We start from the raw sequence: 13,848 nt of genomic DNA, 5'->3' as shown, positions 1-13,848 counted from the left end.
CACCATTTACGCTTTGTGTTAATGGCTGTTGCCTTGCAGTCCGGGTTTTATTTGATGTTCAAAGCCTGTGTAACTGAAACCGCCGAATTTGGCCCCAATATCATTGCTGCTGCCATCAAGGTTCAAATACAGCAGATAGAGTTGGTAATCGAGCTGGGAGTCCGAGCTTTGGCGCGCATGTAAGGCGGCTTTAGCGCTCTTTATGGCGTTACTTAGCTGGCTATAAGCGGCTTGGTTTACCCAGTGTTGCTGCGCAGGAACATCGTGGCCGTCTTGACTTACCACCACACTGTTTAGCCTGGCTTGGGCAACGCTAATCGCTTTGCTGAGGAAGACTTTTGCACTCATGCCCCGGGTAATGGCAATGGGGCCACCCTGGGTTTGCGCGCTGGTAGTGGGTACCAGCCAAAGGTTGACCTTATGGGCAGTGTCTTTATCCAATCCAAAGTAATTCTCTGCGTTGGCAAACTCGCCGGGCCGGTTGGATACGGGGATATTGTCCCGTGAAAAGCGCATCGCATCCTGATAGGTAACAGTGCCAATGGTGTAGTTTTTATGGTCAGCTCTCCCCAGGAAGGGACCTTGAACCTGTTTGGCTCTTTGCATTACCCAACCTTGGGGACCGTACCAAAACAGCGCAACATCCTGTGAAGCAATGCGGCGGTCAAAATTGGCGGCCTTTATTTTTTCGCCCGACGTTAAGGTAAAATGCTTGCCGTCGTAAAGGCGGCCTTCGGCGGCAGTTTTGTTTTTGGTATCAAAGACTTGCCGATATACGCTGTAGGTGTTGTCACTGTTGTGCTTAATGCGGTTTACCAGTACGCCTTCTTTGTAGTCGGCATCAATACGATCGGTATAACCGTCATCATTGGTGTCATAGAGCCTGACTTCCAACCCGGCAACAATGCCGTCGGCGGTTGCCAGCGCTGCCGCCGCATAAGACGTTGCCGGCTGTTCTGCCTTGTAACCGCCCTGCCACTGGTGTTTGCTGGCATCATAGCGCAGCCAGGGAACCTGGTTCACAAGATAGCCAGCGGGGCTGCTTTTTTTGAACGCCGCTGCCGTGGCGGGTATTGGCAAGCCATTAATGAAAAACTGGCCACTGCGAATCGCCGCGGCCACGCCGCTCGTGGCGTTATGACTTTCAAAAAGGTTGTTATAGCGGGCATCGGTAACGGTTGCCCCGTCTTTACCCATGTTGAGCACGATAGCTTTAAGTAGCGTGTTATGGCTGGCCGTTGGTGCAGCCTTAGCTAGGTTGGCGTTCAGCAACATCATCGCGCCAGAGGCCACTATAAAAGGCGGCAGAAGGATGCTTCTCATCGTTGGTACCTCTTAGCTGAAACCGATATGGTGAGACGTTAACAGGCATTTGTTGCCATGCCGGGGGCTCAAAGACTAAAGCCCCTTTGCGGGGCTTTAGTGAGAAAGAACCGTTGCCATGGAGTATTTATCTGCTAACGGTTCTTAATGGCATGGGTTAGTGACCCAATGCCTTTGCCACGGCGACGCCAAGATCATGGGCTGACGATGGGTTTTGGCCTGTGATCACCCGGCCATCAACTACCACTTCTGATTTCCACATTGGGCCGCTTTCATAAGTGGCACCAGCCGCTTTGAGTTTGTCTTCCAATGAAAAGGGCACAACGTTAGTCAGTTTCATAGCTGACTCTTCGGCGTTACTAAAGCCGGTGACTTTTTTGCCAGCAATTAACTTTTTACCATTAGGCAACGTTAATGTGGTCAACGCCGCAGGGCCATGGCAAACCGCCGCGACAATGCCGCCGCGCTGATAGATGCCAACCGCTAAGCGGTTAGCGGCTTTATTGGAAGGGAAATCCCACATAGCACCATGGCCACCGACAAAAACAATGGCTTTAAATTGCCCAACCTTAAGGCTGGCAAGGGCAGGGGTGCGGTCAATCAGCTTTCGAGTGTTGGGGTTGCCTAAAAAGGCCTTGGTGTCTTTATCCATGTTCGCCAAACTGCGCGGGTCAATTGGGGCTTCGCCGCCTTTGATGCTGGCAATGGTGATATCGAGCCCGGCTTTTTTCACGACGAAATAAGGGTGGGTTAGCTCAGAGAGCCAAAAACCAGTCGCTTCATTGGTCGTGCCCAGTTTCTGGTGACTACTGACGACCATCAGCACTTTATCGGCCGCGAATGCACTTTGACTGACTAAAAACACAGCAACAGCTGCAACCACTACTTTTAATAAATTACGCATGTCTTACTCCCTTAAACGAGCTAACAGAGTTGTCATTAAAGCCATGCCGCTTGTGTGCGGCATGGCGAGGTTTCTCACGGTTATTTCTGGATGAGCTTGGACAGCAGCACCTTGTGGAACTTCTGTGGCTCTTGCATCTGCGGGGCATGCCCTGCGTCAGGGAAAATAACCAAATCCACATGGGGAATACGTTTGGCAGCTGCTTTTGCCAGTACCGGGTAGTGGCCGAGCTTGGCGCGGTCGGCGGGTTTGGCAAAGGCTTTACCAATGGCGGTATTGTCTTTGGCGCCCACCATCAGCAGAGTTGGTTCGGTAATATCTTGCAGTTCGTAATACACCGGCTGGGTGTAAATCATGTTATAAAGCAGCGCCGAGTTCCAAGCCACAATGTCTTTGCCTGGGCCACGGTACATGCCAGCGAGCATTTGCACCCATTTTTCGTATTCAGGTTTCCACTGCCCGGAGTAGTAGGTGTTGCGTTCATAATTGCGGATGCCGGTGTCGGTTTTCTTCAGCTCATGCTTGTACCAGCCATCTACGCCCATAAAAGGCACGCCTTTGCGTTTCCAGTCTTCCAGGCCAATGGGGTCAACCAGCACCAACTGTTGGGTGGCCTTGGGATACATCAAGGCGTAACGAATGGCCAACATGCCGCCGGTGGAATGGCCCATGATAATAGCCTTGTGAATGCCAAGGCTTTCAAGCAGTTGCTTGGTATTTTGGGCTAGTTGCTGAAAGGTGTATTGGTAGGCTTTGGGCTTGCTGGACTTACAAAAGCCGATTTGATCGGGAATAACCACCCGGTAACCGGCTTTGCTCAGCACCTTGGCTGTTCCTTCCCAGGTGGCACCACAGAAGTTTTTGCCGTGCAGCAACACCACTGTTAAATTATTGGCCTGCCCTACCGGAGCCTCGTCCATATAGGCCATATGCAGCGCATTTTTTTGCGACTCAAAGTTAAACTCCTTTACGGGCCAAGGGTAACTAAATCCTTGCAAATCAGGGCTGTAAGCGGCTTTCTCTAGCGTTTGCGCCTGGGCGCTCATGGCTAGCACCACGCCAGCGGCTGCCATCATTATTTGCTTAAGAGACATCAAAGTAACCTCACTAGGGATAAAGCAAACAGCGTTAAAATAAGCTGAGTAACACCTCAGTTACATAAAAAGGGAGCAATAACGCTCCCTTTGACATTTACTGCGCAGAACCTTTACCTGGGCCAGCGTACCGAGACAGCCAATAGCTGTATTGGGTTGGTAGCACCGAGGCGGGTTTTTCCAGCCCTAAATCTAAGGCGATTTGCAACGGGTAATGGGGGTTGGCCAGGTGGGCTCGGCCAATCATAACTAAATCCATTTGTCCTTCATCAATGACCTTGGCTACAGTGTGTGAGTCATCTAGGCCCCAAGCGGTGGCAACCGGTAGGCCAGTTTCCTTACCAACACGCCCGGTAATAGGGACCATAAAGGCTGGCGCCCAAGGGATTTTGGCGGTGATAGTAGAGAATCCCATAGAAACGTTGAGCATATCGAGGCCATTAGCTTTGAATTTTTTAACTAGCTCAATGGATTCTTCCAATGTCTCTTCGTCTTGACCATCAAACTCGATGACTCCAAAACGAGCCGTTAGTGGCAAGTTTTCTGGCCAGACTTCACGCACCGCTTGCAAGGTTTCTAGTAAGAAACGGCCACGGTTTTCACTGCTGCCGCCGTACTGGTCAGTACGTTGGTTGGCATGGCGAGAGAAAAAGCTCTGGGCCAGATAACCATGAGCAAAATGCAACTCCAGCCATTCAAAGCCTGCTTCTAAGGCGCGCTTGGCGGTATCAACAAAGTTTTGTTTGACCCGCTCAATGTCGTCGAGGGTCATTTCGGTAGGGACCTTGGGCAGGTTACCGCCAAATGCTACCGCCGAAGGCGCGATGGTTTGCCAGCCGCCAGGGGCGTCATTAGGGATGTGGTCGTCGCCTTCCCAAGGTTTGTTGGCACTGGCTTTGGGGCCTGCGTGGCCAATTTGAATGCCGGGCACCGCGCCTGCTGTTTTGATACCTTTAGCAATCTGGCTCATTCCTTCGATTTGCTCATCGCTCCACAGTCCAGTGCAAGCAGGAGTAATACGGCCTTCAGGGGAAACAGCTGTTGCTTCCACTATAACTAACCCCGCACCTCCGCGAGCTAAGTTTGTGTAATGTGCAATATGCCAATCATTGATAAAGCCATTATCTGCGCTGTATTGGCACATTGGGGGAATGGCTATTCGATTTCGTAAAGTAATATCTTTTAGTTTAAATGGACTAAATAAAGTGCTCATAAATCCTCTATTTAAATATCGAGTGAATTTTTATCAATACATTAAATTTTTATACTCAATGCATAAAATGCGTAACGTCGTGGTCTCTGTCATTTATTTATACAAGTGCATTATTTACGGTGTGGCTATACTGCGATGCTCTTGCCATCATGGTACGCGATAACAATGAAGACTAATGTTTTGCTATCGCGACATATTTTCCTTTGGAATGCCCTTGTCTCATTTGCTCTAATTGTTCGGGAATGTCGTTGATTGTGATGGTCGTAATGTGAGGAGGGCAAATAATCTGCTTTTCAAGCAACATATTCATCTTAGTACCAGCTTGAGTGATGGAGTGTTTACCTTTTTCTCCATAAACATGACCAGATCCAAGGCTTAGTTGACTTAAACTAAGTCCTCGCTCAAACATGTTTTGGTGTTGCGATGAATCAATGGTACTGACTAACTCAACCAATTGGCCATCAAACCCGAGCATTGTTGATGTCAGCTTTTGTGCTGGGCCTCCGACACAATCTATAATGCAATCTAAACCTTGAGCGTTTGTAATAAACGATATTTTTGCTCTAATTTGTGGGTCTTGATAATCAACACAATGTGTTGCCCCGAGTGAATATGCGTATTCAAAGTTTTGCTCTGAACAAACTGCGATGATCGTCTTGAAATTAAAATAGCGGCATAGTTGTAACGCATAGCTTCCCACACCACCACTAGCTCCGTAAATGAGGATACTTTCTTTAATAGAGCACAGTAGCTTATCATTTAGAGCGCGAAATGCCGTCCAGCCAGCACATGGCGAGGCAGCGGCTTGTACTGCTGAAATATTGGGATGTTTTGTTAATGTTCTTGAATCATGAACACACAATGGGGCAAAGCCACCTTGTCGGCGGCGCATATCTCCGTGATAAAGAACATGGTCACCAATGTTCCAGTTGTAGACTTGGCTACCTTTAGCAACAATAGTTCCAGAAACATCGAGTCCGCCAACTATGTCACGATTTGTGGGCTCAACCATACTAACCCAATGGTTGATCTTGGCATCAACTGGATTGAGACCTACAGCACTGACTTCTACCATCACATCAAACGGGGTTTCTAGCCCTGGCTTAGCAATAGTTTTGAGCATAAAGCGGTTATCATTAGGGTCATAGATAACCGCTTTTATTTTATGTGTTGGCATCAATTATAGGCACCACTTGAATAAGTTAATTCGTAGCTATGGCTATAAAGCTCAAGGATGTTGCCAAATGGGTCTTCCATATAAATCATGCGATATGGCTTTTCTCCCGGATAGTAAAAACGAGGTGCTTGCATCCGTTTTTTGCCACCAGCTGCGACTATCTTCTCAGCTAACTCTTCTACGTTAGGATCTTGAACACAGAAGTGGAAAACGCCGGTTTTCCAGTATTCGAAATTATTTTCTGGATTTTGTGCGTTTTCAAACTGGAACATTTCAACACCAATTCTGTCTCCGGTGGACAGGTGGGCAATTTTAAAGCTTGACCAGCCTTGACCAAATACATCTGTGCACATTTCACCAATTGGCGTATCGTCTTCTTGGATGGTTGTTGGTTCCATAATCAAATACCAACCTAAAACATCCGTATAGAATTTTATTGCTTTATCTAAATCTGGTACCGAAATACCGATATGCGAAAAGGTTCTTGGATAATTATTGTTAGGCATCTAGATGTTTCTCCGTCGAAATGAATAATGGTCTCATTTTAAGAGTTGCATTTATAAATAGAAAATTATTAAATATTCTAAATATGATAATTTTTTGTTATTAAAATGCTTAATCCAGTTTGGCTAACAACATTTAAAACACTCGTAGAAGTTGGGCACTTTACTCGCACTGCTGAGGCATTAAACATGACTCAACCTGGCGTGAGTCAGCACATACATAAGCTGGAAGATGCGTGTGGTTATCCGCTAGTTAAACGTTTCAATAAATCATTCGAACTGACTTCCTATGGACAAAAAGTCTATCAATATGCATGTAAATTGATGAAGGATGAATTGGCGTTGCTAAAAGAGCTTGGGCATGATGAACCATATATTGGAAAATGTTCTATTGGGTGCTCTGGTACATTAGCATGGTTGATTTATCCGAAGCTCCTTTCACTGCAAGCTCGTTTTCCTGATCTATCGATAGAGATTGAAGCTTCACCCAATCAGCGAATATTTGAGCAAATTTCAATTGGAATGTTGGATATTGGTTTTGCCACTAAAGAGCCTAACCCTAAGTATTTTGATAGTCGGATTATCGGCAAAGAATCGTTGGTGTTTGTATTACCTATTACGGTTAGTTTAGATAAACCTTTGGATATTTTGTTAACTGAACTTGGTGTGATTTGCCATCCTGATTTAGAGCACTATTTTCAGACATATGTTATGCAATCAGCAGATGCACAATTGAGTAAGTTAGACTTGGATGAGATTCCAGCACAAAGTTATATCAATCAAGTACATCAAATCTTAGAGCCGATAGCAAAGGGGATCGGGTTTACTGTTGTTCCAAAGTGCTGTGTTGATCTCTTTGCTCAGAGCAATAAACTCCAAATCTTAGATGTACCATCACATGTAAAAGAGCCCGTCTATCTAGTGACTAAACGTCATTTACCGTTGCCTCGCAGATATGATCAAGTCATTGCGCTTATTAAAAGTGCTCTTAAACAGAGCGAATAATACGCAGTATCAGTTAATTGGAGCAATATACAGCTGCTAGAACCTGATGAGAAAGGTCTTACTATATTCGAGTGCATCAGTAATTTTTGATATAAATTCAAATAAATTTTGCAGCTCAGCTGGTTTTAAATCTGTCGTCTTGCAAGGGGAAGCAAGTATCGAATTTTAAGGATTGTTGTGGTTAACATCTGATAAATTAAAAAAAGATGATGACCAATGGTTTCATGAATACAACCGTACTTTTTTCTTTAACTCTATAGAATTTAGTGGGTTGGCTAAAAAATATAAGTGTGATTTTGTTTTCGAAATGGGCTTTGAAGCCAATGATAATCGCTATGCATATGCTTAGCGATTATCATTGGTCGTAATCGTCTAACTTAGAGAGAAATAAAATGAGAACAGCAATTATCTCGCTGAGCCTGTTGGCTCTGGTTGGATGTACGGCAATACCTGCTGATCCTCCACCTTCATGGCAGGCTCGCAGTAATCACTATCTCTTATCTGGCAGACAAGGCTGGATGCCAGGACGCCACCTTCGTTTTGGTCCCTATCAGGTGAGCGTTGACACTAAAGCACCATTTAATTTACTAGATGACGTTTTACTTAAATCGCGACATCAAAGTGTGACCATAGATCTCACCGATAACGCCGGTGATAGTGCTCGACTTCATTACGAGCAGCGCTGCGATGGCCATCATGGCGATTTGACCATCGTTGAACCTCATAAATTTGCTGCACATATTGAAGCTCAAGGGCTCTTAGCTACTTTTAATGATCCATATAACCTCACACTGAATGGGCAACATTATCATCTTGACTATGCCTTAAATGCTCAGCCTAAAGTGATCTCGATTTCTTTGAATCGACGAGGGTTTGCCGAGCTTCACCTTGGTGTTTTCGATGGTTCTTTTAGTGTAAAAGACCACGTTTGGTTGGTGAATGATTTGGCAAAATCAGATGCTGTTATCGGTGCGTTGTTAGTTGGCTATGCCGTCACTTTTCGTCCCGATTATTGCAATGAGAGTGTTAACCAGTAAATGCTCCGTAATTAGCTTACTTGCTGCTGTTTGCGTATTAAAAATTCGAAGTGGGGAAATTGGTTATGAAGCAATCGCAATGGGGAGAAATAGTTGGACTGCTTTGTGAAGCTGTTGATGTATTGGTGTCTGAAGGGTTAGAGCAGTCGGTTAAAGATACTGAAAAATTGCTTTGTCAGATGAAAAGCAAGGGCAGCGTGGTTCCATCACATCGAGCTAAGCTGTACTCTATTTTACGAATGATGCTTGAATCCAATAGCTATTATAACTGCAAAGCCAAAGGCAGTTTAGAACATGCTTATGATCTTATGAGTCAAGCTCTGGATGAGAAGTGCTAGGGACACCTTGCTTAACTCACTAAGCAATGCAGGTTGCTGTGGCATCGAGTATTCCTTGATTGATTTTTGAGCATTTCACGGTTTATCGCAAGTTGGACACAGTGAAAGTAAAGCGTAAACATTAAATGTATGTACCAACCACTTCTAAATTGCGTCCAAGCGCGCTATCATCATTGGGTTTTTAGGTATTTTTGCCAAAAGCGATGATTAGGTTTAGGTTCAATGGCTGGATAAGTTGAACTTGATATCATTGCTCTTAGGTTTTTTAGACGATTTATCCTTAGGTGGTTACTTCTAGGTGATTGTTCTTTTGTGGCTTAGAGCCGTTTAAAAGATGCCATTTAGGAGCGGAATCAAGGCTAATATTGGAAATTAAGGTTTATCTAAGAGTTGTTCATCTCAAAAATAGCGAGAGATGAGTTAACAAACATTTACAATTTTACCTAGCATCTGCTGGACTGTCGCTTCTCTTGTGTTCTACTTAAAGCTGCAGTAACTCTAGGAATAAATGTAAATAACAGGTACAATAACTTCAATGAATTGTTACTAATGAGTTAAATTATTTAATTAATCAGCAAAGAAGTTCATTTTGTCAAGTATATTCATTGACGTTCAAATAGCGCTTATCGACTCCCTTGTGGAGCCCTATATAGTGGCTAAATTAGCTTTTGTATTTTCTGTTTGCACACATTACGTTTTTTTGTAACTCAGAAGCGAAAGTACATGTTGTAGCATATTTTTTCTTCTGGCTATTTTGCGTGAATTTCTCAGTAACTCATATCATATGAGGTTATATCGTGATGATAAATTCGTTGCTAATTCAGCATTCTGAGATACTGAAATTCGCTCGTTCGAGCTAGCTCAATAACGAAAATGTTCGTGTTTTTTCGAAAAATACATCAGCTTATTCAACTCGGTAAACCAGCTAAAAATATCTCCAAAGAGGGGTTTTGTATCGCAGTTAGTGTGCATATAAAAAATATAGACTAGGAGTAAATAGGATGGTCGTGTCAACACCAACAAAGCAAAGTTCGATAGAGGAATTTTTTACATCACTGCTAAGTAAAGCGGATATTCAAATCAATGGCCCTCGGCCTTGGGATATCCAAGTCCATGACAATTCACTGTATCAACGAGTGCTTGCTGAAGGTTCTCTAGGTTTCGGTGAAGCGTATATGGATGGGCTATGGGATTGCGAACAGATCGATGAAATGATCTACCGAATTCTTTCCCATGATTTAGAAGCAGAGCTTGACGCAAAAGCCAAAGTGAAACTGGGCCTTAAAGTGGCCAGCGCTAAACTAAAACACTTCGTGAACCCTCAAAGTATTTCTCGTGCGAAAGAAGATGTTTCTAGTCACTATAATACCGGTAATGACCTGTTCGTTCGAATGCTTGATAAACGACTGACATATACCTGTGCATATTGGAAAAAAGCCTCGAACTTGGATGAGGCGCAAGAAGCTAAATTAGATCTCATCTGTCGCAAAATGGGCTTGCAACCTGGTATGCGAGTTTTGGATATTGGGTGCGGCTGGGGCAGCTTTATGTTGTACGCTGCTGAAAAATACGGGGTTATTTGCGACGGATTGACTCTGGCATCAGAACAAACAGACCTTGGTGCTCAAAGAGCCGCTGAAAGTGGATTACCTGTAAAATTCATCCTCGAAGATTATCGTGAGTTTCATCCAAAAGAAAAATATGATCGAGTTGTTTCCGTTGGCATGATTGAGCATGTTGGCCCAAGCAACTATGCGGAATATTTTGATTGTGCGCAGCGTTTTCTAAAATCAGATGGTTTGTTTTTACTACATACTATTGGAACAAAAGTTTCAACTGATAAAACTGACCCATGGATTGACAAATATATTTTCCCTAATGGTGTTTGCCCGTCTATGGTTCAGTTATCTCAAGGTATGGAAGGCAAATTTAACATGGAAGATGTTCATAATATCGGCGAGGATTATGACAAGACTTTGTGCGCTTGGTGCGTTAACTTTGAAGAGCACTGGTCTGAAATAGCTGATACATATGGTGAACGTTTCCGTCGTATGTGGCGTTATTATTTATTGTGTTGCGCTGGTGCTTTTCGTTGCCGTGATATTAACGTTTGGCAATTTGTACTATCGCCATACGGTCTCAGTAAACCTGATTATGTGCGCCAAAGTTAGTAAAAATATCTTATAGAAGGCTACTCATCGAGTAGCCTTTTTTATATCTGACAGGCTCTTCTTAAACAAAAGACCCAGAATCTAAAGTTGATGTGATGTCATCGTTGGAACATAGCGAACATGATTCTTAAATTGTATGTTTTTGTCGCACTTTTTTTAGGGGTAACTGCCGATAGCGATGTGCTAAAACTTCATGATATGGTCCGATACTGATGCTAATTTCGGAGCAAAGGTACGTGATGGATAGTCTAATTGAGCAAGGAATAGACTTAATCAGATGGATTGAGAAAACCATCTGCACATATCATGTTAAATCTAGCATCCATGAACGATTAAGTTGGGAACTTGTTGGCCTAAATGCCATGGTGAGTCAACTTCAGTCACAAGTGCCATTAACTTATAATTTGAAACCTACTGAGTTAAAGAGTCAGTGGGGGGATGCTGTGAGCGCTGAGCTCCCAGAGCTGTTTGCTGCAGTCATAAAATTTCGTATAGAGTATGAAACAAGGAAGCTAAATCAGTAGCAATCTAATTGATCTTTTCCGCTTATTAGCCAATTGAAAAGCTATTTATGATAAAGGAATCAGATAGTTGGAATTAAAAAACCTATTGACTGAATTTCAATCTAACCCTGATTTAGTCAAGCGTTATATTGCTCTTTGCGCCGAGATTGTTCCAAGATGTATTGAGTACAGAACGTGTGATGAAGGGATGTGTAATGCAAATCTTTTTGTTTTGCCAAAAAAACGAGTGACAGACTCATTTCAAGCGTTTGTGTTGCTATTGAACTATCAGCTGCATTTTTATGAGCAGTGGCCATTAACAGAAACTACGCTGGATAACGCAGAGCAAATTTATAATCTTTGGCTATTGCCCGAGGTTAAGGCATATTCATATAAAGAAATATCCAGTAAAGATATTCATATTCAGATTGATGGGATCATTAAAGGGTTTCAAGCACTATTAACTGATTCTAAAATGGCGGAAAAAATCCAAGCCAATCAAGAGCAATGGGGCGTTTTTGTAAATGCTCACAGAGCTGATGATTCGAGCTCGTTAGCTGATTTTGGAATTGACGAAATTATCTCAGGGGTAGGGTTTGAGCTTGAGTGGAACGCAGTGGAGCTGATGTACCAAACAGAATATGATTATGTATATTTTTCATGGGCTACAGGAGCGTAGTTTATAAAGCATATCCCTATATTTTAATTTAGCTTGGATTACTTTAGATTATTTAAAATATTATTATGATTAATATTACATCTGAGCATGAGTGAATCTGTGCTATTGGTTATGGCTCAATATAGTTAAATCTATGTTCTTAATTGCGCCATTCACTGTTTGAAAAAAATAAATTTAAGGATGATACTTTTGTCTGACGATAAGTTCGAATGTGATATTTTAAAAAAAATTGTAACCACTTATGAGCTATCATTTAGTGCTAGTGCTCACAATAGTATGGAATTATATGAAAGTGGTGATGCTGTTATGTGGGATGGTTATATCCCGGCTTTAGTGGATTTAATCGATTTACTTGACACTGCCTTTAGGTTTAACGCTAATATTCAACCAGTTGATATGTCGTCGGTTTTTGATGATGGCAAAATTGAAACTCTCTCACTTGCTCAAATAGGGTATGTTTTTCGTGATATGTTAGTTCATCAGAAATATCATCAAGGTTTATTTGCTAAAGCGATGATAGATGGCAAGATTCGTCGGTTAATTAACCGCCTTAAATCTATATTGCAAGAATAAGTATATTGTCGAATCGTATCTAGAGCCGCAGTTAGATGCGTTATCAAAGCATAATCGCTTTGATAATGTGATTTTATTTATTTGGAGTTTGTTTTCTTATGGCCATGTATTCCAGCTCTATTTATCGATGGCTTTCCAAAGAGCAGTGGCAGACATGGATTTGCAGTGATATTGAAGCGCTGTTAGTGCTCTTAGCTAAGCAGGATGTTTCGATATTGGCTGTCGGTGAAGAAAATTATAAATCGCCCAGTGGCGTTATTTATACTAATAAGCCATTTGATGTAGATATACTGTTGACTCAGTTGCCAAAAATTGTGATAGCTAATTTAAAAAAGTTGGATAATGGGATTATGTGTGTTCCACACTACGTTGTTATTCTCTATAAAGAGTTTGAATGATTAATGCTCAGGTTATAAATTAAGCTGGCTTATCTAAAACAGTGAATAGAGTATTTATTTAAGAAGATGCTGGAGATAGTTAAAATTATGCCCCACAGAGCGCAGGGCATAATAGCAATGGTTATTTAGACCATGAATCAGGCAGCAGATAGCCTTTAAAATGCTGATGAACCCATTTTTTGAAAATTGGTGCATTGTAAGCGGCTTCGACATCTTTTACCCAAGGCTTGTTGACATCGCTAGTACGCACAACAACCCAGTTAATATAGCGGCGGTTGTGCTCTAAATTAATAGCACTGGTCAGAGCCATACCTGAAGATGTTGCATAGTTTCCTGGCACCAATGCAAAATCAACATCCTGACGAGAGCGAGGCAGCTGAGCGGCTTCTAGCTCGACAAATTTAATGTGATGCGGATTTTCTGCAATATTTTTTGGCGATACCGTCAGTGGGTTGACCTTTTTATCCATTTTAATCAAACCCAAATCTTGGGCGAGCAATAAAGCGCGAGCTTCATTAGATGGATCGTTTGGCAAAGAGATAGAGTCACCATCAGCAATATCTTTTAGTGATGATTTTCTACCAGCATACAGTCCCATTGGTGCGGTCGGAGACTGTTGCACATTGGTCAGTTTTAAATTGTGAGCTTGTTTAAATTGATCAAGGTACGGTTTGTGTTGGAATTCATTAACGTCCAGATCATGCTGAGCTAACGCTAGGTTAGGGCGAATATAATCTGTAAATTCAATAACTTTAACTTTGTAACCTTCTTTTTCAAGAGTCGGCTTTACCGCGGCCTTAAACATATCAGCATGATCGCCAACAGTGGCACCAAATACAATTGTGTCTTTATGGGCGTCTTTAGCCAGTGCAACATTACATGAAACCGCGGCAATCAATGCCGCAGCTAAAGTGGTGCGAATCATATCAA

Annotated in this window: 14 protein-coding genes; 7 read left to right on the top strand and 7 right to left on the bottom strand. The window is 42.8% G+C overall.

What is annotated here, in order from left to right; translation table 11 throughout:
- Positions 1-18: 18 nt before the first annotated feature.
- The 6 genes from ABTQ23_RS06270 to ABTQ23_RS06245 form a co-directional block, all read right to left on the bottom strand.
- On the bottom strand, positions 19-1,323 hold the full coding sequence (locus ABTQ23_RS06270) for a hypothetical protein (RefSeq protein ID WP_408614808.1): 1,305 nt from the start codon (positions 1,321-1,323) through the stop codon (positions 19-21).
- 157 nt (positions 1,324-1,480) lie between these two features.
- Positions 1,481-2,227: a type 1 glutamine amidotransferase domain-containing protein gene (locus tag ABTQ23_RS06265; RefSeq protein ID WP_408614807.1), complete on the bottom strand. Its 747-nt coding sequence runs from the start codon at positions 2,225-2,227 to the stop codon at positions 1,481-1,483.
- A gap of 80 nt (positions 2,228-2,307) precedes the next feature.
- Positions 2,308-3,300 (bottom strand): alpha/beta fold hydrolase, encoded by a 993-nt coding sequence (locus ABTQ23_RS06260; protein WP_408614831.1) that lies wholly within the window; start codon positions 3,298-3,300, stop codon positions 2,308-2,310.
- Between the two features lie 118 nt (positions 3,301-3,418).
- Entirely contained in the window at positions 3,419-4,534 is a 1,116-nt protein-coding gene (locus ABTQ23_RS06255; RefSeq protein WP_408614806.1) for an NADH:flavin oxidoreductase/NADH oxidase, read from the bottom strand.
- A gap of 172 nt (positions 4,535-4,706) precedes the next feature.
- Positions 4,707-5,711, bottom strand: coding sequence for a zinc-binding dehydrogenase (locus ABTQ23_RS06250; RefSeq protein WP_408614805.1), 1,005 nt, complete (start codon positions 5,709-5,711; stop codon positions 4,707-4,709).
- Positions 5,711-6,217: a lactoylglutathione lyase family protein gene (locus ABTQ23_RS06245; protein WP_408614803.1), complete on the bottom strand. Its 507-nt coding sequence runs from the start codon at positions 6,215-6,217 to the stop codon at positions 5,711-5,713. The genes ABTQ23_RS06250 and ABTQ23_RS06245 overlap by 1 nt, the downstream gene beginning before the upstream one ends.
- A gap of 105 nt (positions 6,218-6,322) precedes the next feature.
- On the opposite strand from ABTQ23_RS06245, the gene ABTQ23_RS06240 reads away from it, so the two are divergent.
- The 7 genes from ABTQ23_RS06240 to ABTQ23_RS06210 all read left to right on the top strand — a co-directional run bounded on the left by ABTQ23_RS06240 (position 6,323) and on the right by ABTQ23_RS06210 (position 12,918).
- Positions 6,323-7,219, top strand: a complete 897-nt coding sequence (locus ABTQ23_RS06240) for a LysR family transcriptional regulator (protein ID WP_408614802.1) — start codon at positions 6,323-6,325, stop codon at positions 7,217-7,219.
- A gap of 392 nt (positions 7,220-7,611) precedes the next feature.
- Positions 7,612-8,256 (top strand): hypothetical protein, encoded by a 645-nt coding sequence (locus tag ABTQ23_RS06235; protein ID WP_408614801.1) that lies wholly within the window; start codon positions 7,612-7,614, stop codon positions 8,254-8,256.
- Positions 8,257-8,321: 65 nt separating this feature from the next.
- A complete protein-coding gene (locus tag ABTQ23_RS06230) occupies positions 8,322-8,594 on the top strand; it encodes a hypothetical protein (protein ID WP_408614800.1) in 273 nt (90 codons plus the stop codon).
- A 1,001-nt stretch (positions 8,595-9,595) separates the two neighbouring features.
- On the top strand, positions 9,596-10,765 hold the full coding sequence (gene cfa / locus ABTQ23_RS06225; RefSeq protein WP_408614799.1) for a cyclopropane fatty acyl phospholipid synthase: 1,170 nt from the start codon (positions 9,596-9,598) through the stop codon (positions 10,763-10,765).
- 591 nt (positions 10,766-11,356) lie between these two features.
- Entirely contained in the window at positions 11,357-11,947 is a 591-nt protein-coding gene (locus tag ABTQ23_RS06220; protein ID WP_408614798.1) for a hypothetical protein, read from the top strand.
- A gap of 189 nt (positions 11,948-12,136) precedes the next feature.
- Positions 12,137-12,520 (top strand): hypothetical protein, encoded by a 384-nt coding sequence (locus tag ABTQ23_RS06215; protein ID WP_408614797.1) that lies wholly within the window; start codon positions 12,137-12,139, stop codon positions 12,518-12,520.
- 98 nt (positions 12,521-12,618) lie between these two features.
- On the top strand, positions 12,619-12,918 hold the full coding sequence (locus tag ABTQ23_RS06210) for a hypothetical protein (RefSeq protein ID WP_408614796.1): 300 nt from the start codon (positions 12,619-12,621) through the stop codon (positions 12,916-12,918).
- 121 nt (positions 12,919-13,039) lie between these two features.
- Here ABTQ23_RS06210 and ABTQ23_RS06205 read toward each other — a convergent pair whose 3' ends face one another.
- The gene (locus tag ABTQ23_RS06205) at positions 13,040-13,843 is read right to left on the bottom strand and encodes a MetQ/NlpA family ABC transporter substrate-binding protein (protein WP_408614794.1); all 804 of its coding nucleotides are present in this window, start codon (positions 13,841-13,843) and stop codon (positions 13,040-13,042) included.
- Between the last annotated feature and the right edge of the window lie 5 nt (positions 13,844-13,848).

The sequence above is a fragment of the Celerinatantimonas sediminis genome, from assembly GCF_046054195.1.
Classification (GTDB): Bacteria; Pseudomonadota; Gammaproteobacteria; order Enterobacterales; family Celerinatantimonadaceae; genus Celerinatantimonas.
Note: the sequence above shows the minus strand (reverse complement) of the source record. Positions and strands in the feature narration are given on the sequence as shown.